At 56.6% G+C, this 19,356-nt stretch carries 15 protein-coding genes; 13 read left to right on the top strand and 2 right to left on the bottom strand.

What is annotated here, in order from left to right; all coding sequences use genetic code 11:
• Positions 1–28: 28 nt before the first annotated feature.
• The 8 genes from csrD to tldD all read left to right on the top strand — a co-directional run bounded on the left by csrD (position 29) and on the right by tldD (position 12,293).
• Positions 29–1,969, top strand: coding sequence for an RNase E specificity factor CsrD (gene csrD, locus INF77_RS11965; RefSeq protein ID WP_193532844.1), 1,941 nt, complete (start codon positions 29–31; stop codon positions 1,967–1,969).
• Positions 1,970–2,251: 282 nt separating this feature from the next.
• Positions 2,252–3,295, top strand: a complete 1,044-nt coding sequence (mreB, locus tag INF77_RS11960; protein WP_000913396.1) for a rod shape-determining protein MreB — start codon at positions 2,252–2,254, stop codon at positions 3,293–3,295.
• Between the two features lie 61 nt (positions 3,296–3,356).
• Positions 3,357–4,373, top strand: a complete 1,017-nt coding sequence (gene mreC / locus INF77_RS11955; RefSeq protein ID WP_028014605.1) for a rod shape-determining protein MreC — start codon at positions 3,357–3,359, stop codon at positions 4,371–4,373.
• A complete protein-coding gene (gene mreD / locus INF77_RS11950; protein ID WP_008502849.1) occupies positions 4,373–4,861 on the top strand; it encodes a rod shape-determining protein MreD in 489 nt (162 codons plus the stop codon). Before mreC ends, mreD begins: the two co-directional genes overlap by 1 nt.
• Before the next feature lie 9 nt (positions 4,862–4,870).
• Positions 4,871–5,464, top strand: a complete 594-nt coding sequence (locus INF77_RS11945) for a nucleoside triphosphate pyrophosphatase (RefSeq protein WP_041907832.1) — start codon at positions 4,871–4,873, stop codon at positions 5,462–5,464.
• Positions 5,454–6,923, top strand: coding sequence for a ribonuclease G (rng, locus tag INF77_RS11940; RefSeq protein ID WP_008502847.1), 1,470 nt, complete (start codon positions 5,454–5,456; stop codon positions 6,921–6,923). Before INF77_RS11945 ends, rng begins: the two co-directional genes overlap by 11 nt.
• A gap of 42 nt (positions 6,924–6,965) precedes the next feature.
• Complete coding sequence (gene yhdP, locus INF77_RS11935; RefSeq protein ID WP_193532845.1) at positions 6,966–10,763, top strand: AsmA2 domain-containing protein YhdP; 3,798 nt, start codon at positions 6,966–6,968, stop codon at positions 10,761–10,763.
• Positions 10,764–10,847: 84 nt separating this feature from the next.
• On the top strand, positions 10,848–12,293 hold the full coding sequence (gene tldD, locus INF77_RS11930) for a metalloprotease TldD (RefSeq protein ID WP_028014602.1): 1,446 nt from the start codon (positions 10,848–10,850) through the stop codon (positions 12,291–12,293).
• 46 nt (positions 12,294–12,339) lie between these two features.
• Here the strand turns inward: tldD and INF77_RS11925 are convergent, their stop codons facing one another.
• Together INF77_RS11925 and aaeR are read right to left on the bottom strand one after the other, a co-directional pair.
• Positions 12,340–12,954 carry a YagU family protein gene (locus INF77_RS11925; protein ID WP_032644925.1) on the bottom strand — a complete coding sequence of 205 codons (615 nt, stop codon included), beginning with the start codon at positions 12,952–12,954 and terminating at the stop codon, positions 12,340–12,342.
• A 217-nt stretch (positions 12,955–13,171) separates the two neighbouring features.
• Positions 13,172–14,098, bottom strand: coding sequence for an HTH-type transcriptional activator AaeR (gene aaeR / locus INF77_RS11920; protein WP_028014600.1), 927 nt, complete (start codon positions 14,096–14,098; stop codon positions 13,172–13,174).
• 179 nt (positions 14,099–14,277) lie between these two features.
• Here aaeR and aaeX point away from each other — a divergent pair, with 179 nt between their 5' ends.
• From aaeX to INF77_RS11895, 5 genes are all read left to right on the top strand, one after another.
• Positions 14,278–14,481, top strand: a complete 204-nt coding sequence (gene aaeX / locus INF77_RS11915; protein WP_003860416.1) for a p-hydroxybenzoic acid efflux pump operon protein AaeX — start codon at positions 14,278–14,280, stop codon at positions 14,479–14,481.
• Positions 14,482–14,488: 7 nt separating this feature from the next.
• The gene (gene aaeA / locus INF77_RS11910; RefSeq protein ID WP_028014599.1) at positions 14,489–15,421 is read left to right on the top strand and encodes a p-hydroxybenzoic acid efflux pump subunit AaeA; all 933 of its coding nucleotides are present in this window, start codon (positions 14,489–14,491) and stop codon (positions 15,419–15,421) included.
• 5 nt (positions 15,422–15,426) lie between these two features.
• Complete coding sequence (aaeB, locus tag INF77_RS11905) at positions 15,427–17,394, top strand: p-hydroxybenzoic acid efflux pump subunit AaeB (RefSeq protein ID WP_047364742.1); 1,968 nt, start codon at positions 15,427–15,429, stop codon at positions 17,392–17,394.
• Positions 17,395–17,483: 89 nt separating this feature from the next.
• Positions 17,484–18,938, top strand: a complete 1,455-nt coding sequence (locus tag INF77_RS11900; protein WP_028014597.1) for an NAD-dependent succinate-semialdehyde dehydrogenase — start codon at positions 17,484–17,486, stop codon at positions 18,936–18,938.
• A 45-nt stretch (positions 18,939–18,983) separates the two neighbouring features.
• Complete coding sequence (locus tag INF77_RS11895) at positions 18,984–19,256, top strand: barstar family protein (RefSeq protein ID WP_028014596.1); 273 nt, start codon at positions 18,984–18,986, stop codon at positions 19,254–19,256.
• The last annotated feature ends 100 nt before the right edge of the window (positions 19,257–19,356 follow it).

Genomic DNA, 19,356 nt, shown 5'->3' with positions numbered 1-19,356 from the left:
CCCATCAACCCACGGAGTAATCTCAAGGATGCGATTAACGACGAAGTTCTCGGCTTTTATCACCCTGCTGACGGGGCTTACCATCTTTGTCACGCTTCTTGGTTGCTCTCTGAGCTTTTATAACGCCATTCAGGACAAACTGGTCAACCGGGTGCAGTCCGTTGCGTCGGTCATTGATACGCGTCTGTTGACCACTCCACTTCCTGAGCTATCCCGGGAGCTGGATGAGTTGATGGTGCCGGTTGATATTATTCAGGTCGACATCCAGCAGGGAAAGCATCCGGTTTTAAGCCATGAACGACAGGACAGCTATCGACCTGCGGGCGTGGTGAGCCAGTATCGGGAAGTAACGGTGCACTCCCTCAAAAATCCGGGGATGACCATACACATGGTCTACCTCGATCCGATGGCCAGCTATTTCCGTTCTATGATGACCACCGCGCCGCTCACTGTCGCCGTCGCCTTCATTATTTTGCTGATTTTTCTCGCGGTCCGCTGGCTGCGCCGCCAGCTTTCAGGCCAGGAACTGCTGGAGATTCGCTCCGTGCGCATCCTGAACGGTGAACGCGGCCCGCAGGTTCGCGGCTCGGTCCATGAATGGCCCTCACGCGCCAGCAGCGCGCTGGATACGCTGCTCTCAGAGATCCAGTTTGCCAGCGACCAGCGCAGCCGAATGGATACGCTGATCCGCTCTTATGCCGCGCAGGATAATAAAACCGGCCTTAACAACCGCCTTTTCTTTGACAATCAACTCGCCACGCTGCTCGACGACCCGGAAAAAGTGGGCACGCACGGGGTGGTGATGATGATTCGCCTGCCCGATTTCGATCTGCTGCGCGACACATGGGGGCAGCGGGCGGCGGAAGAAAATCTCTTTACGCTGATCAACCTGCTCTCCACCTTTATTATGCGCTATCCGGGGGCGCTGCTGGCCCGCTACCACCGCAGCGACTTTGCCGTATTGCTGCCGCATCGCACGTTGAAGGAATCAGAAAGCATTGCCAGCCAGCTACTTAAGGCCGTCGACGCGCTGCCGCAGAGCAAAATGCTCGACAGAGACGATATGGTCCATATGGGAATTTGCGCCTGGCGCGGCGGACAGTCGACAGAGCAGGTGATGGAGCATGCGGAAGCGGCCACCCGCAACGCGGTATTGCAAGGGGCGAACGGATGGGCGGTCTATGATGATTCGCTGCCTGAAAAAGGGCGTGGAAACGTGCGCTGGCGTACTTTGATTGAGCAAATGCTGAGTCGCGGCGGGCCGCGTATTTATCAAAAACCGGCGGTCATGAAGAACGGTTTTGTCCACCACCGGGAATTGATGTGCCGTATTTTCGACGGGACGGAAGAGGTTATTTCTGCGGAATATCTGCCGATGGTTCTGCAATTTGGGCTCTCCGAAGAGTATGACCGCCAGCAAATTACACGCTTGATTCCATTTTTATCATTCTGGCCTGAAGAGAATCTGGCGTTACAGGTTACCGTTGAGTCATTAATACGCCCGCGTTTTCAGCGCTGGCTGCGTGATACATTAATGCAATGCGAAAAATCGCAACGCAAACGCATTATTTTTGAACTTGCTGAGGCGGATGTGGGTCAACACATCAGCCGGTTGCGTCCGGTGGTCCGTTTGATCAACGCGCTCGGTGCCCGTGTCGCGGTAACGCAGGCGGGTTTAACGCTGGTCAGTACCAACTGGATCAAGGAGCTGGATGTGGAGCTATTAAAGCTACATCCGGGGCTGGTAAGGAATATTGAGAAGCGCACGGAAAACCAGCTGCTGGTTCAGAGTCTGGTTGAAGCGTGTAAGGGAACGCGAACACAGGTATTTGCCACAGGCGTGCGCTCCAGAGGCGAATGGCAGATGTTAACAGAGCGCGGAGTGACGGGCGGTCAGGGCGATTTTTTTGCCGCCTCTCAGCCGCTTGACACCAACGTGAAAAAATATTTGCAAAGATACTCTGTTTGACCTGCCGTTTACGTTGTTTTCACGTAGAATATCGCGCCTGTAGCTTTGAGTATGTCGAGCAAAAAGCCAGTGAACGACCTTTAATGGGTTACAAATATCAGTGAGGAACACGACTGTTTACTCAGCCCTGAGGGAGTCAGGGGATGAATTTGTAACAACAGGAAACGTACTGCACAAATTTTCACCGTTGCAGATGATTTTTGCGCCTTGTCGCTGCTGCGTGTGGTTGGTAAAGTAAGCGGATTTTGTTTTCCGCCCCAGCTTTCAGGATTATCCCTTAGTATGTTGAAAAAATTTCGTGGCATGTTTTCCAATGACCTGTCCATTGACCTGGGTACCGCGAATACCCTTATTTACGTAAAAGGACAAGGCATCGTATTGAATGAGCCTTCTGTTGTGGCCATTCGTCAGGATCGTGCAGGCTCGCCGAAAAGCGTGGCCGCAGTGGGTCATGACGCGAAGCAGATGCTGGGTCGTACCCCTGGCAACATCGCCGCTATTCGACCAATGAAAGACGGCGTTATCGCTGATTTCTTCGTGACTGAAAAAATGCTTCAGCACTTCATCAAGCAGGTTCACAGCAACAGCTTCATGCGCCCAAGCCCGCGTGTTCTGGTGTGTGTACCGGTTGGCGCAACCCAGGTAGAACGTCGCGCAATCCGTGAATCTGCCCAGGGTGCAGGCGCACGTGAAGTGTTCCTGATTGAAGAGCCAATGGCTGCGGCAATCGGTGCGGGTCTGCCTGTTTCTGAAGCCACCGGTTCTATGGTGGTGGATATCGGTGGTGGTACCACTGAAGTGGCCGTTATCTCACTGAACGGCGTGGTGTACTCCTCCTCCGTACGTATCGGTGGTGACCGCTTCGATGAAGCCATCATCAATTACGTGCGCCGTAATTACGGCTCTCTGATCGGTGAAGCCACCGCAGAGCGTATCAAACACGAAATCGGTTCTGCGTATCCGGGCGATGAAGTGCGTGAGATCGAAGTGCGTGGCCGTAACCTGGCGGAAGGTGTTCCACGCGGCTTTACCCTGAACTCCAACGAAATTCTGGAAGCACTGCAGGAACCACTGACGGGCATCGTGAGCGCGGTAATGGTTGCGCTGGAACAGTGCCCACCAGAACTGGCGTCCGACATCTCCGAGCGCGGTATGGTTCTGACCGGTGGTGGTGCGCTGCTGCGTAACCTCGACCGCCTGTTGATGGAAGAGACAGGTATTCCTGTCGTAGTTGCAGAAGATCCACTGACTTGCGTCGCCCGCGGTGGTGGCAAGGCGCTGGAAATGATCGACATGCACGGCGGCGACTTGTTCAGCGAAGAGTAGTCATGGTGAAAGGGTAGCGAATCGCTACCCTTTCTCTCTGACACGAGAATACGCATAGCCTATGAAGCCAATTTTTAGCCGTGGCCCATCGCTACAGTTTCGCCTCATTCTGGCGGTTCTGGTTGCGCTTGGCGTCATTATTGCCGATAGCCGCCTCGGTACGTTCAGCCAGATCCGAACGTACATGGATACCGCCGTCAGTCCTTTCTACTTTATATCAAATGGTCCCCGTGAACTGCTCGACTCCGTTTCTCAAACGCTGTCTTCACGAGACCAGCTCGAACTTGAAAACCGGGCATTACGCCAGGAACTGCTGCTGAAAAACAGCGAACTGCTGATGCTGGGGCAATACAAGCAGGAAAACGCGCGTCTGCGTGAACTGCTCGGCTCGCCGCTGCGTCAGGACGAGCAGAAGATGGTTACCCAGGTGATCTCCACCGTGAACGACCCTTACAGCGATCAGGTTGTGATCGACAAAGGGAGCGTGAACGGGGTGTATGAAGGTCAGCCCGTCATCAGTGATAAGGGCGTAGTAGGCCAGGTCGTTGCTGTCGCCAAACTGACCAGCCGCGTGCTGCTGATTTGCGACGCCACCCACGCGCTGCCGATCCAGGTCCTGCGTAACGATATCCGCGTGATTGCGGCCGGTAACGGCTGCACGGACGATCTGCAGCTGGAACATCTGCCTGCTAACACGGACATCCGTGTCGGCGACGTGCTGGTGACGTCCGGTCTCGGTGGACGCTTCCCTGAAGGTTACCCGGTTGCGGTGGTCTCTTCGGTTAAGCTGGATACGCAGCGTGCATACACCGTGATTCAGGCCCGTCCAACCGCCGGTTTACAGCGTCTGCGCTACCTGCTGCTGCTCTGGGGTGCCGATCGTAACGGTGCTAACCCGATGACGCCTGAAGAGGTGCATCGCGTGGCGAACGAACGCCTGATGCAGATGATGCCGCAGGTTCTTCCGCCAGCGGATTCTATGGGGCCGCCTGCGCCCGTGCCTGCGCCGGCAACCGGGTTAACGCAGCCGCAGCCTGATGCGCCGCCACCGCCTAAACTCTCTTCGGGAGGGCAGTAGTGGCAAGCTATCGTAGCCAGGGACGCTGGGTCATCTGGCTCTCGTTCCTCATTGCACTGTTGCTGCAGATTATGCCCTGGCCGGATAACATTCTCGTTTTCCGGCCAAACTGGGTCTTGCTCATTTTACTTTACTGGATCCTTGCCCTGCCGCATCGCGTAAATGTCGGCACGGGTTTTGTGATGGGTGCCATACTGGATCTCATTAGTGGCTCTACGCTGGGCGTGCGCGCCCTGTCCATGAGCATTATTGCGTACCTCGTCGCACTGAAATTCCAGCTCTTCCGTAACCTCGCGCTCTGGCAACAGGCCCTGGTCGTGATGCTGTTGTCGCTTGCTGCGGATATCGTTGTTTTCTGGGCAGAGTTTTTAGTGATCAACGTCTCTTTCCGACCGGAAGTGTTCTGGAGTAGTGTAGTAAACGGTGTGCTCTGGCCGTGGCTATTCCTGCTGATGCGTAAGGTTCGCCAGCAGTTTGCTGTGCAATAAAAGGTTTCTATGACGTCTCTGTATCTTGCTTCCGGCTCCCCGCGCCGTCAGGAACTCCTGACGCAGTTAGGGGTCTCTTTTGAACGCATCGTGACCGGCATTGAAGAAAAACGTGCTGAGGGCGAAAGTGCTCAGCAGTACGTGTCTCGCCTGGCACGCGAGAAAGCGCAGGCGGGCGTGGCCTGCGTGCCGCGCGATCTGCCCGTGCTGGGAGCAGATACCATCGTTATCCTTAACGGTGAAGTCCTCGAGAAACCGCATGACGCTGGCCATGCGGCGCGCATGCTGCGCAAGATGTCCGGGCAAACGCACCAGGTGATGACGGCCGTCGCGCTGGCGGACAGCCAGCACGTGCTGGATTGCCTGGTGGTTACGGATGTCACGTTCAGAGTGATTACCGACGACGAGATCGCCGCTTATATTGCCAGCGGTGAACCGATGGATAAAGCAGGTGCATACGGTATTCAAGGGTTGGGTGGCTGTTTTGTCAGGAAGATTAATGGCAGCTATCACGCCGTAGTCGGCTTACCGCTGGTGGAAACGTATGAGTTGCTGAGCAATTTTAACTCACTGCGTGAGGGAAGGGATAATTATGACGGCTGAATTGTTGGTAAACGTAACGCCATCGGAAACCCGTGTGGCCTATATTGACGGTGGCATTCTTCAGGAAATTCATATTGAGCGTGAAGCGCGGCGCGGAATAGTAGGCAATATCTACAAAGGTCGTGTCAGTCGTGTACTGCCGGGTATGCAGGCGGCTTTTGTAGATATTGGACTGGATAAGGCGGCATTTTTACATGCCTCCGACATCATGCCGCACACCGAGTGCGTCGCGGGCGAAGAGCAAAAGCAGTTTGCCGTGCGCGACATTTCCGAGCTGGTGCGTCAGGGCCAGGACTTAATGGTGCAGGTGGTGAAAGATCCCCTTGGCACCAAAGGTGCCCGTCTGACCACCGACATTACCTTACCTTCCCGCTATCTGGTCTTTATGCCCGGCGCGTCGCACGTGGGCGTTTCGCAGCGTATTGAGAGCGAAAGCGAGCGCGAGCGGCTGAAGAAAGTGGTCAGCGCCTACTGCGATGAACAGGGCGGGTTTATTATCCGTACCGCTGCAGAAGGGATCAGCGAAGAAGACCTGGCGTCGGATGCGGCTTACCTGAAGCGCGTCTGGACCAAAGTGATGGAGCGTAAAAAACGCAACCAGACTCGCTACCAGCTGTACGGTGAGCTGGCGCTTGCGCAGCGCGTGCTGCGTGATTTTGCCGACGCGCAGCTCGACCGCATCCGCGTGGACTCTCGCCTGACGTATGAAGCGCTGCTGGAGTTTACCGCTGAATACATCCCGGAAATGCCGGGCCTGCTGGAGCATTACACCGGGCGTCAGCCGATCTTCGATCTCTATGATGTCGAAAACGAGATCCAGCGAGCGCTAGAACGCAAGGTCGAACTGAAATCCGGCGGCTATCTGATCATCGATCAGACCGAAGCGATGACCACCGTCGATATCAACACCGGCGCGTTTGTCGGTCATCGCAATCTGGACGACACCATCTTCAACACCAACATCGAAGCCACGCAGGCGATTGCGCGTCAGCTTCGTCTGCGCAACCTCGGCGGCATTATCATCATCGACTTTATCGATATGAGTAATGAAGACCATCGTCGTCGTGTGCTGCACTCGCTGGAACAGGCGCTGAGTAAAGATCGCGTGAAGACCAGCATCAATGGCTTCTCGCAGCTCGGCCTGGTGGAAATGACCCGGAAACGGACCCGCGAAAGCGTGGAACATGTCCTGTGTAATGAGTGTCCAACCTGCCATGGACGCGGAACGGTAAAGACGGTTGAGACCGTCTGCTACGAGATCATGCGTGAAATTGTCCGTGTCCATCATGCCTACGACTCAGACCGTTTTCTGGTCTATGCTTCCCCTGCGGTGGCTGAAGCCCTGAAAGGCGAAGAGTCGCACGCGCTGGCGGAAGTGGAAATCTTTGTCGGCAAACAGGTAAAAGTACAAATTGAACCGCTCTATAACCAGGAGCAGTTTGACGTCGTAATGATGTAAAACGCAGTACGCTGCGTGACGAAAGCTGACAAGGAGAGATGCGTGAGGCGATTGCCGGGGATTTTAGTGCTTACAGGGGCAACGCTGGTCGTGATTGTCGCGTTGCTCGTGAGCGGGCTACGCCTCGTTTTACCGCATCTGGACAGCTGGCGTCCGCAGCTGCTGGCGAAAATCGAATCCACCACCGGCGTGCCGGTCGACGTAAGCCAGGTTAGCGCCAGCTGGCAGAATTTTGGCCCGACGCTGGATGTCCGTGACATCAAGGCCAGCCTGAAAGATGGCGGTCATCTCAAAATCAAACGCGTAACCCTGGCGCTGGACGTCTGGCAAAGCCTGCTGCATCTGCGCTGGCAGTTTCGCGATCTCACCTTTTATCAACTCCAGTTTCTGACCAATACGCCGCTGACGGGCGGTGATAACAATCAGGGCCTGGAAGCCAACCGCTTCAGCGATCTCTTCCTCCGCCAGTTCGATCATTTCGATCTGCGCGACAGCGAAGTGAGCTTTATTACCCTTTCTGGCCAGCGCGCCGAACTGGCGATCCCGCAGCTGACCTGGCTTAACGGCAAGGATCGACACCGCGCCGAGGGGCAGGTCAATCTTTCCAGCCTGAACGGCCAGCACGGCGTCATGCAGGTGCGTATGGACTTGCGTGACGATGACGGCCTGTTAAACAACGGCAAAGTCTGGCTGCAGGCCGACGATGTGGATGTAAAGCCCTGGCTCGGCGACTGGCTGCAGCAAAACATGCAGCTGGAAACCGCCCGTTTCAGCCTTGAGGGCTGGATGACCCTGACGAAAGGGAAATTTGCCAGCGGCGATATCTGGCTGAAGCAAGGGGGCGCGAGCTGGAAGGGTGAAAGACAGCAGCATCAGCTTTCCGTCGATAACCTCACCGCGCACGTGACGCAGGAAAAAGAGGGCTGGCAGTTCGCCATCCCGGATACGCGCATCACGATGGACGGCAAGCCGTGGCCGCGCGGTGCGCTGACGCTGGCCTGGATGCCGGAGCAGGACGTGGGCGGCGCGGCGAGTAAACGCAGCGATGAGCTGCGCATCCGCGCCAGTAACCTGGATTTGGCGGCCATTGAAGGCCTGCGCTCCATGGCGGCAAAGCTCTCTCCGGACCTGGGCGAGATCTGGCTGGCAACGCAGCCGAGCGGAAAAATTGATTCTCTGGCGCTGGATATCCCGCTTCAGGCGACGGAAAAAACCCGTTTCCAGGCAACATGGAAAGATCTTGCCTGGAAGCAGTGGAAGATGCTGCCGGGCGCGGAGCATTTCAGCGGCAAGCTGGAAGGCAGCGTGGAGAACGGCAGGCTCACGGCTGATATGCACAACGCAAAAATGCCTTACGAGACGGTCTTCCGCGCGCCGCTGGAAATTGAGCAGGGCAGCGCGGTGCTTAACTGGCTCCGTAACGATAAGGGCTTCCAGCTTGATGGTCGCCATATCGACGTCAAAGCCAAAGCGGTACACGCGCGGGGTGACTTCCGCTATTTACAGCCGCAGGGTGACGAACCGTGGCTGGGCATTCTGGCCGGGATCAGTACCGATGACGGTTCTCAGGCCTGGCGCTATTTCCCGGAAAATCTGATGGGTAAAGCGCTGGTCGACTATCTGAGCGGCGCAATTCAGGGCGGTCAGGCGGAAAACGCCACGCTGGTCTACGGCGGTAACCCGCATCTTTTCCCGTACAAACATAATGAGGGGCAGTTCCAGGTGCTGGTGCCGCTGCACGACGCCACCTTCGCGTTCCAGCCGGGCTGGCCCGCGCTGAAAAACCTGGATATCGAGCTTAACTTCCTCAACGACGGATTATGGATGAAGGCGGACAGCGTTGCGCTGGGAGGCGTAACGGCCAGCAACCTGACGGCCAACATCCCGGACTACTCAAAAGAGAAGCTGCTGATTGATGCCGACATCAACGGCCCGGGGAAAGCGGTGGGGCCGTACTTTGAGGAGACGCCACTCAAAGAGTCGCTGGCGGCGACCCTTCAGCAGCTCCAGCTCGATGGCGATGTGAATGCTCGCTTACATCTTGATATCCCGCTGGACGGTGAAATGACCACCGCCAAAGGTGACGTCCGTCTGAAGAACAACAGCCTGTACATTAAACCGCTTGATAGCACCCTGAAAGACCTCAGCGGACAGTTCAGCTTTGTGAACGGTAATTTGAAAAGCGAACCGCTGACCGCCAGCTGGTTTAATCAGCCGGTGAATATCGACTTCTCAACAGCCGAGGGGCAAAAGGCTTATCAGGTGGCCGTTAATCTGGACGGCAACTGGCAGCCGTCGCGTATGGACGTCCTGCCGAAGCCGATTGAGGCGTCAGTAGCGGGCGCGGTCGCCTGGCAGGGCAAAGTGGCAATCGACCTGCCTTATCACGCGGGTGCACACTATAAGGTCGACATTACGGGTGACCTGAAGAATCTTCAAAGCCAGCTGCCTGCGCCGCTGGATAAACAGGCCGGACAGCCGCTGCCGGTGAAGCTTAACGTGGATGGCAATCTGGACAGCTTCGCGCTGACCGGAAGTGCGGGCGGAACAAACCACTTTAACAGCCGCTGGCTGCTTAACCGCAAGCTTACCCTCGACAGAGCCATCTGGACGACGGACAGCAAAACCACGCCGCCGTTGCCTGAGCATGCGGGCGTTGAGCTGAATCTCCCGCCGATGGACGGCGCGGAGTGGCTGGCGCTCTTCCAGAAAGGCGTTGGGCAAAACGTTGATGAGGCCGCCCAGTTCCCGCAGACCATTACCGTACGCACGCCGTCGCTGATGCTGGGCGGACAGCAGTGGAACAATCTGAGCATTGTCTCCCAGCCAACCGCTAACGGCTCAAAAGTGGAGGCGCAGGGCCGGGAAATCAACGGCACGCTGACCATGCGCAATAACGCGCCGTGGCAGGCAGCGATCCGCTATCTCTACTACAATCCGGCTGCCGCGAGTAAAGATAAACCGGCGAATACATCGCCGCTGAGTAATACTACCCGCGTCGATTTTAGCGGCTGGCCCGATCTGCAGCTGCGCTGCGCGGAGTGCTGGCTGTGGGGGCAAAAATATGGCCGTATCGACGGTGATTTTGCCATCCAGGGGAATACGCTCAAGCTCTCCGGCGGATTGATCGACACCGGCTTTGGCCGCATGACGGCGGGTGGAGAGTGGGTGAATAACCCGGGCGAGCAGCGCACGTCTCTGAAGGGCGACATTAAAGGCAACAAGCTGGATGCGGCAGCCAACTTCTTTGGCATCAGCACGCCGCTGCGCGGCTCCTCGTTTAACGTTAATTATGATCTTCACTGGCGTGCCGCGCCGTGGACACCGGACGAAGCGTCACTGAACGGTATTCTGAAAACACACTTTGGCAAAGGTGAGATCGCCGACGTGAGCACGGGGCGTGCCGGGCAGATCCTGCGTCTGCTGAGTTTTGATGCGCTGCTTCGCAAGCTGCGCTTCGATTTCAGCGACACCTTCAGCGAAGGTTTCTATTACGATTCCATCCGCAGTACGGCGTGGATCAAGGACGGCGTTCTGCACACGGACGACACGCTGGTGGATGGGCTGGAAGCGGACATCGCCATGAAAGGCTCGGTCAACCTCGTGCGTCGCGAGCTGGATATGGAAGCCGTGGTGGCGCCGGAAATTTCCGCCAGCGTGGGTGTGGCGGCGGCCTTTGTGGTTAACCCGATTGTCGGTGCGGCGGTGTTTGCCGCCAGTAAAGTGCTGGGGCCGCTGTGGAGCAAGGTCTCCATTCTGCGCTACCGCATTACCGGTCCGGTGGATAAACCGCAGATTAACGAGGTGCTGCGCCAGCCGCGCAAAGATGCACAGCAATGATTTGACGTGGGCTGGTAATTGCCTCACTCTCAATAAATACGATCTTTATACCGCCACGGGCGGCAACGAACGAGTAGCAATACGATGAGTCTGAACCTGGTAAGTGAACATTTGCTCGCAGCGAACGGCCTGAGCCATCAGGACCTGTTCTCCATTCTTGGTCAACTGACCGAACGCCGTCTCGACTACGGCGATCTCTATTTCCAGTCGAGCTATCACGAATCCTGGGTTTTAGAAGACAGCATCATCAAAGATGGCTCATATAACATTGACCAGGGCGTCGGCGTGCGCGCCATCAGCGGTGAAAAAACCGGTTTTGCCTATGCCGACCAGATTAGCCTGGCCGCGCTTGAGCAGAGCGCGCAGGCCGCGCGTACCATTGTGCGCGATGCCGGCGACGGTCGCGTGAAAACCCTTGGTGAAGTGCAGCACTCCGCGCTTTATACCAGCATCGACCCGCTGCAGAGCATGAGCCGCGAAGAGAAGCTGGACATCCTGCGCCGCGTGGACAAAGTGGCCCGCGCGGCCGACAAACGTGTTCAGGAAGTCTCCGCCAGCCTGAGCGGTGTGTATGAACTGATTCTGGTGGCGGCAACGGACGGTACTCTGGCGGCCGATGTGCGTCCGCTGGTGCGTCTCTCCATCAGCGTGCAGGTCGATGACAACGGCAAACGCGAGCGCGGCTCAAGCGGCGGCGGCGGTCGTTTCGGCTATGACTGGTTCCTGGGTGATGTTGACGGCGAAGCGCGTGCTGACGCGTGGGCTAAAGAAGCCGTGCGCATGGCGCTGGTGAATCTTAATGCTGTTGCGGCGCCGGCCGGGACATTCCCGGTGGTGCTGGGCGCAGGCTGGCCGGGCGTGCTGCTGCACGAAGCGGTGGGCCACGGTCTGGAAGGCGATTTTAACCGTCGTGGGACGTCCGTGTTCAGCGGCCAGATCGGACAGCTCGTCTCCTCTGAGCTTTGCACCGTAGTGGATGATGGCACCATGCTTGACCGCCGCGGCTCGATTTCTATCGACGATGAAGGTACGCCAGGCCAGTACAACGTGCTGATCGAAAACGGCGTTCTGAAAGGCTACATGCAGGACAAACTCAACGCGCGCCTGATGGGCGTAGCGCCAACGGGTAACGGCCGCCGTGAATCTTACGCGCACCTGCCGATGCCGCGCATGACCAACACTTATATGCTGCCGGGCAAATCCACGCCGCAGGAGATTATCGAATCCGTGGATTACGGTATCTTTGCGCCAAACTTTGGCGGCGGCCAGGTGGATATCACCTCCGGTAAGTTTGTCTTCTCGACTTCAGAAGCGTACCTGATCGAGAAGGGCAAAGTGACCAAAGCGGTGAAAGGCGCGACGCTGATTGGCTCCGGCATTGAAGCCATGCAGCAGATTTCCATGGTTGGTAACGATCTGAAGCTGGATAACGGCGTGGGCGTCTGCGGTAAAGAAGGCCAGAGCCTGCCGGTTGGCGTGGGTCAGCCAACGCTGAAAGTGGATAATCTGACGGTGGGCGGCACGGCCTGACCTGAGCAAACATAAAAAATGGCGCTACAGATGTAGCGCCATTTTTTTAACGTAAGTTACCCAGCGGGATCTCCGGATCCGGCTCGTGAGTAATGCGGTTACGCAAGTCACGTCGAATGATTTCGATCGACCAGAACCAGACCAGATGACCCACGATCTCTGACACGTGTTCATACCAGGGCAGATCAAACAGCGGTGGCGTCAGCCCCATCAGCGGGAAGGAGAGCATGTGAACAAAAAGCTGTGCCAATGCACCCGCCAGCAAACCCTGCCAGAGTTTAATTTTCGGGAAGACTTCAGCAACGACACAATACCCAACCGCGAAGACGATTGAGAAAATAATATGCGTTACGCCGACCCAGTTAAATATATGTCCGGCAAAGGTATAAACTGCTGCGTTAGGATCAACTACGCCCAGCCAGTCGCGTAAAAACACATAGGGTGGATTTAAAAAATTGCGGGAGCAATCTATCTGGCCTGCGGCTCTTATTAATTGCTCAGGGCCGCATGCGCCGGTAAATAAATCGGTGGGACTGCGTGGCGGGAGTGGTACCTCGGCTCCCCATTTGACAAACGCGGAGACAATTCCTGCAATTAAGCCAATGAACGCGGCGAGTCCGTAGCGCCTGCGTGACGGCGGTGTTTGTTCAAATAGATTCATTTCGTTTCCTTGTTTAACGTCATCCTGCGGAATACATTTTATTATTCAAATCAGCAACAAAATAATAACAGTCTGAATGCCAGACTGTTTATAAGGTAAAGGGCAGGCGGCGGCAGTGTCAATTCGCTATTCCTGGTAGAAGCTAAAGAATATTCCTGGATGAAGGCTGGCTTCATCCGGAAATATTAATGGTGCGGATATTTCAGAAATTAATTACTTATTCCTTTCTTCTACCGCGCATTCCCTGAAACAGCTCTGCTACGTCGACAAAATAGTCGGTCAGATAGTTAATACACACCTGTACTTTGAGGGGCAGCTTGTCCTTCTCGGTATACAGGGCGTAGACCGGGCGCGGATCGGACTGATAGCGCGGGAAGAGGATCTCCAGCACGCCGCTGTTGATCTCATTGATCACCCACATCAGCGGCACGTAGGCGATCCCGGCGCCGGCCACCAGCCAGCGCGAAATGGTCATCGGATCGTTGGTGACGAACCGGCCTTCCGGCAGCAGCCTGGTGGAGATCCCTTCCGGAGCAATCAGCTCAAATTCATTATCGGGGCGGACGCTGTACTCCAGCCAGGAGTGGTTAGCGAGATCGGCAGGTTTCTCGGGCACACCGTACTGCGCCAGATAGCTCTTCGAGGCACAGACCACCATTGGCATGCTTCCGAGGCGACGTGAGAACAGGCTGGAGTCCTGCAACGCGCCAACGCGGATCACCACGTCTAATCCATCGGCGATCAGGTCTGGGGCAGGGATGCCCGTCACCAGATTGACGGTAAGCCCAGGGTACTCTTTCAGCATGTCCGCCGTCATGGCAGCGAGAACATTTTGTGCCATAGTTGAAGAACACCCTATACGCAGCGTGCCGATGGGCGTGTTGTTAAAGGCATAGAGTTGCTCGTGAACATCCTGCACTTCATGCAGCATGCGGCGACAGCCCTGATAGTAAATTTTACCGGCTTCCGTCAACCCGATGCTGCGGGTGCTGCGGTTGAGCAGCTTAACCTGAAGCTCATCTTCCAGTTTGGACACCGTCTGGCTGATGGATGAGACGCTCATCTGAAGCTGGCGCGCAGCGGCGGTAAATGAGCCGAGTTCAACCACTTTGGCGAAGACGGACATGCGTTTTAAACGTTCCATTGTTCACTCTGGCTTAAAAGTGATTTAGATCACATATGATAGATAACAGCATAACAGTTACGTTAATATATTATTAATTACATAACGGCTGCGCCATTCTCGCCCTGCGTTTCTAGCTCTCCTGCGATGGCGTGCGCTAAAAAATTCTGAAGCCTGCACTCTCTCTTATCAAGGTCAACATGAGTCTGTTTCCCGTTATCGTGGTGTTCGGTCTGTCGTTCCCACCGATATTTTTCGAGCTTCTTTTATCACTGGCGATCTTCTGGCTGGTGCGCAAGGTGCTGGTCCCGACTGGGATCTACGATTTCGTCTGGCACCCTGCATTGTTCAATACCGCGCTGTATTGCTGCCTGTTTTACCTGATATCGCGCATGTTTGTCTGAGGTTGATGTGAAAACGCTAACAAGAAAAATCTCCCGCACCGCCATTACCATGGCGCTGGTTATCCTCGCGTTCATCGCTATTTTTCGCGCCTGGGTTTATTACACCGAATCACCGTGGACGCGTGACGCGCGCTTTAGCGCCGATGTGGTGGCAATTGCCCCCGACGTGGCCGGCCTTATCACGGCGGTTAACGTTCACGATAACCAGCTGGTGAAGAAAGATCAGGTCCTGTTCACCATCGACCAGCCTCGTTACCAGAAGGCGCTGGAGGAAGCAGAAGCAGACGTGGCCTATTACCAGGCGCTGGCCGCAGAGAAACGCCGTGAGGCAGGCCGTCGTAACCAGCTTGGCGTTCAGGCCATGTCCCGCGAAGAGATTGACCAGTCCAACAACGTGCTGCAAACCGTGCTGCACCAGTTAGCGAAAGCGCAGGCAACGCGCGATCTGGCGAAGCTCGACCTGGAGCGTACCGTGATCCGCGCGCCGGCCGATGGCTGGGTGACCAACCTGAACGTCTATGCCGGGGAGTTTATCACCCGTGGCTCAACCGCCGTGGCGCTGGTTAAACAGAACTCCTTCTACGTGCTCGCCTATATGGAAGAGACCAAGCTGGAGGGCGTTCGTCCGGGTTATCGCGCAGAAGTCACGCCGCTTGGCAGCAACCGCGTCTTTAAAGGTACCGTCGACAGCGTTGCCGCAGGGGTAACCAACTCCAGCAGCTCTAACGATGCCAAAGGGATGGCGACGGTGGATTCTAACCTGGAGTGGGTGCGTCTGGCGCAACGCGTGCCGGTACGTATTCATCTGGATGAGCAGCAGGGCAACCTGTGGCCAGCGGGTACCACGGCGACGGTGGTGATCACCGGAGAAAAAGATCGGGATGCCAGCCAGGACTCCCTCTTCCGTAAAATTGCCCATCGCCTGCGCGAGTTTGGTTAATCGCCATGGGTATCTTTTCCATCGCCAGTCAGCACATTCGCTTCGCCGTGAAGCTGGCGTGCGCCATCGTGCTGGCGCTGTTCGTTGGCTTCCACTTCCAGCTTGAAACCCCTCGCTGGGCGGTGCTGACCGCCGCGATTGTCGCGGCGGGCCCTGCCTTCGCCGCGGGTGGAGAACCCTACTCTGGTGCGATCCGCTATCGCGGGATGCTACGTATTATCGGGACGTTTATCGGCTGTTTCGCGGCGCTGACCATTATTATTCTGATGATCCGCACGCCGCTGCTGATGCTAATGGTGTGCTGCATCTGGGCGGGCTTCTGCACCTGGGTCTCGTCTCTGGTAAAAGTTGAGAACTCCTACGCCTGGGGGCTGGCGGGCTATACCGCGTTGATCATTGTCATCACCATCCAAAGCGAACCGCTGCTCGCGCCGCAGTTTGCCGTGGAGCGCTGCAGCGAGATTGTGATTGGTATTGTCTGCGCGATCGTGGCCGACCTGCTTTTCTCCCCGCGCTCGATCAAGCAAGAGGTGGATCGCGAGCTGGACGCGCTGATCGTTGCCCAGTACCAGCTGATGCAGCTGTGCATTAAACACGGCGACAGCGAAGAGGTGGATAAAGCCTGGAGCGGGCTGGTTCGTCGTACGCAGGCGCTGGAAGGGATGCGCAGCAACCTCAATATGGAGTCGTCTCGCTGGGCGCGGGCGAATCGTCGCCTTAAAGCCCTGAATACCGTCTCCTTAACGCTGATTACCCAGGCGTGCGAAACCTATCTCATCCAGAACACCCGCCCGGAAGCAGTCACCGACACGTTCCGTGAGCTGTTTGCCGAGCCGGTAGAGACCGTACAGGACGTGCATAAGCAGCTTAAGCGCATGCGCCGGGTGATTGCCTGGACCGGGGAGCGCGAGACGCCGGTGACGATCTACACCTGGGTTGGGGCCGCAACGCGCTATCTGCTGCTTAAGCGCGGCGTGATCGGTAACACCAAAATCAGCGCGGCGGAAGAAGAGGTGCTCCAGGGCGAAGTGGTGATCAAGGCGGAGTCTGCCGAGCGGCATCACGCGATGGTCAACTTCTGGCGTACCACGCTTGCCTGTATGCTCGGCACGCTGTTCTGGCTGTGGACGGGCTGGACGTCTGGCAGCGGGGCGATGGTGATGATTGCCGTCGTGACCGCACTGGCGATGCGTCTGCCTAACCCGCGCATGGTCGCCATTGATTTCCTCTACGGCACCATCGCCGCGCTGCCGATAGGCGCGCTCTATTTCCTGGTCATCATCCCGTCGACGCAACAGAGCATGCTGCTGCTCTGTATTAGCCTGGCGGTGATGGCGTTCTTTATCGGCATTGAAGTGCAAAAGCGCCGCCTGGGATCGCTGGGGGCGCTGGCGAGTACGATTAACATCATCGTGCTGGATAACCCGATGACCTTCCACTTCAGCCAGTTCCTCGACAGCGCGCTGGGTCAGCTGGTGGGCTGCTTCCTGGCGATGATGGTGATTCTGCTGGTCCGGGATAACTCGCAGGCGCGGACGGGGCGCGTATTGCTGAACCAGTTTGTATCGGCTGCCGTGTCGTCGATGACTACCAATACCGCGCGTCGTAAAGAGAACCACCTGCCCGCGCTCTACCAGCAGCTGTTTTTACTGCTGAACAAATTCCCGGGCGACATAGCGAAGTTCCGCCTGGCGTTAACCATGATCATCGCGCACCAGCGTCTGCGCAACGCGCCGGTGCCGATCAACGACGATCTCTCGGCCTTCCACCGTCAGCTGCGTCGTACCGCCGACCATGTGCTTTCCGCCAGCAGTGACGACAAACGCCGTCGATACTTTACCCAACTGCTTGAAGAACTAGATATTTATCAGGAAAAGCTCAAGCACTGGCAAGCGCCGCCACAGGTGACCGAGCCGGTAGGGCGGCTGGTGTTTATGCTGCATCGCTACCAGAATGCCCTCACGGATAACTAACTGAAGTAAAAAAACCGACGCCAAAAGCGCCGGTTTTTTTGTGGCTATACTTATTCCAGCACGTACTTACATTCAGGAAGGGAGGACACATGACGACTCAGGCGCTTCAGGACAACACTCTTTTTCAGACCGGCTATCTGGTCGACGGCATCTGGAAAACGCTGGACACAACGTTTGATGTGCTGAACCCCGCGACCGGTGAGGTCATCGCTAAAGTTGCGAAAGCGGGTAAAGCGCAAACCGAAGAAGCGATCGCAGCGGCCACCAAAGCCTTCCCGGCATGGCGTGCCAAAACCGCGAAAGAGCGTTCGGCGATTCTGTACCGCTGGTACGAACTGATTATTGAAAATAAAAGCTGGCTCGGGCGGTTAATGACCACCGAGCAGGGCAAGCCCCTGAAAGAGGCGGAAGGGGAAGTGGAGTATGCCGCCAGCTTTATCCAGTGGTTTGCCGAAGAGGCCAAGCGCGCGAACGGTGAAATTATTCCGCCAATCAAGCCCGGCTCGCGCATTCTGGCGACCCGTGAACCCATCGGCGTCGTCGCGGCCATCACGCCGTGGAACTTCCCGATGGCGATGCTCACCCGCAAGCTAGGCCCGGCGCTGGCAGCCGGGTGTACCGGTGTCATCAAACCGGCCAATAACACGCCGCTCAGCGCCTTTGCGCTGCTGACGCTGGCAAAACAGGCGGGCGTGCCCGACGGTGTGCTCAACGCGGTGGCCGGAAATACCCATGAAATCAGCGATGCGATCATGGCCAGCCACGACGTGCGTAAAATCTCCTTTACCGGTTCGACCTCCGTCGGCAAAACGCTGGTGCGCAACGCCGCAGAAACCATGAAAAAAGTCTCGATGGAGCTGGGGGGAAATGCTCCGTATATCGTCTTTGAGGATGCCGACATCGAGGCTGCGGTAAAAGGCGCAATTGCCAATAAATTCCGCAATGCCGGGCAGGTCTGCGTCAGCGTGAACCGCTTCTACATTCAGGAAACCGTCTACGACAAGTTTGTGAATAAGCTCGCAGATGCGGTTAATGCCCTTAAGGTGGGGAATGGCCTTGAGGACGGCGTCGTCGTCGGGCCGCTGATTGAATCCGCCGCGGTCGACAAGGTCCGTGAGCATGTTGAAGATGCTGTCACACGAGGGGCGACCGTGCTGGCGGGCGGCAAACCCCATCCGCTGGGCGGTAATTTCTGGATGCCAACCGTGCTGGGCGACTGTCACGAAGGCATGAAGCTGGCAGAAGAAGAGACGTTTGGTCCGGTTGCGGCGTGTTTCCGCTTCACCTCGGAAGATGAAGTTATCCAGCGTGCGAATAACACGCCTTACGGGCTGGCAGCTTACTTCTACACCCAGAACCTTTCCCGGGTTTTCCGCGTTTCACAGGCCATCGAGAGCGGGATGATTGGCATTAACGAGTGCGCCGTTTCCACCGAGCTGGGGCCTTTCGGCGGCGTAAAAGAGTCCGGTCTTGGACGTGAGGGATCCGTGCTGGGGCTGGAAGAGTATCTGGAAGTTAAAACCCTGCATATCGGGGGATTATAATAGACTGGGCGGCATCTGCCGCCCGCCTGGACTGGGTGGCTGGCAATGAAAACCTATACTTTTGATTTTGACGAAATCGACAGTCAGGAAGACTTTTATCGGGAATTTATCCGGGCGTTTGATCTTGAACGGGAAAGCGTGACCAATCTGGATACGCTGTGGGACGTGGTCACCGGCAGCATGCTGCCGCTACCGCTGGAGATTGAGTTTATCCATCTGCCCGATAAGCTGCGCAGACGTTTCGGCGCGCTGATATTACTCTTCGATGAAGCGGAGGAAGAGCTTGAAGGACAGCTTCGCTTTAACGCGCGGCATTAAATGAAAAAAGCCCCTGACCACGAGGCCAGGGGCAAGTCGTATGATGAGATACGACGAGGGTTTATTTATACAGTTCAGCCGTGGCGTGCCAGTGGTCACC

This window comes from Enterobacter cloacae complex sp. P1B (genome assembly GCF_014982345.1).
Lineage (GTDB): Bacteria > Pseudomonadota > Gammaproteobacteria > Enterobacterales > Enterobacteriaceae > Enterobacter > Enterobacter bugandensis.
Note: the sequence above shows the minus strand (reverse complement) of the source record. Positions and strands in the feature narration are given on the sequence as shown.

Bases quoted from the DNA above. Each gene is read 5' to 3' on its own strand.
- csrD (WP_193532844.1), top strand. From the start codon at position 29: ATGCGATTAACGACGAAGTTCTCGGCTTTTATCACCCTGCTGACGGGG.
- mreB (WP_000913396.1), top strand. From the start codon at position 2,252: ATGTTGAAAAAATTTCGTGGCATGTTTTCCAATGACCTGTCCATTGAC.
- mreC (WP_028014605.1), top strand. From the start codon at position 3,357: ATGAAGCCAATTTTTAGCCGTGGCCCATCGCTACAGTTTCGCCTCATT.
- INF77_RS11945 (WP_041907832.1), top strand. From the start codon at position 4,871: ATGACGTCTCTGTATCTTGCTTCCGGCTCCCCGCGCCGTCAGGAACTC.
- rng (WP_008502847.1), top strand. From the start codon at position 5,454: ATGACGGCTGAATTGTTGGTAAACGTAACGCCATCGGAAACCCGTGTG.
- tldD (WP_028014602.1), top strand. From the start codon at position 10,848: ATGAGTCTGAACCTGGTAAGTGAACATTTGCTCGCAGCGAACGGCCTG.
- INF77_RS11925 (WP_032644925.1), bottom strand. From the start codon at position 12,954: ATGAATCTATTTGAACAAACACCGCCGTCACGCAGGCGCTACGGACTC.
- aaeR (WP_028014600.1), bottom strand. From the start codon at position 14,098: ATGGAACGTTTAAAACGCATGTCCGTCTTCGCCAAAGTGGTTGAACTC.
- aaeX (WP_003860416.1), top strand. From the start codon at position 14,278: ATGAGTCTGTTTCCCGTTATCGTGGTGTTCGGTCTGTCGTTCCCACCG.
- aaeB (WP_047364742.1), top strand. From the start codon at position 15,427: ATGGGTATCTTTTCCATCGCCAGTCAGCACATTCGCTTCGCCGTGAAG.
- INF77_RS11900 (WP_028014597.1), top strand. From the start codon at position 17,484: ATGACGACTCAGGCGCTTCAGGACAACACTCTTTTTCAGACCGGCTAT.
- INF77_RS11895 (WP_028014596.1), top strand. From the start codon at position 18,984: ATGAAAACCTATACTTTTGATTTTGACGAAATCGACAGTCAGGAAGAC.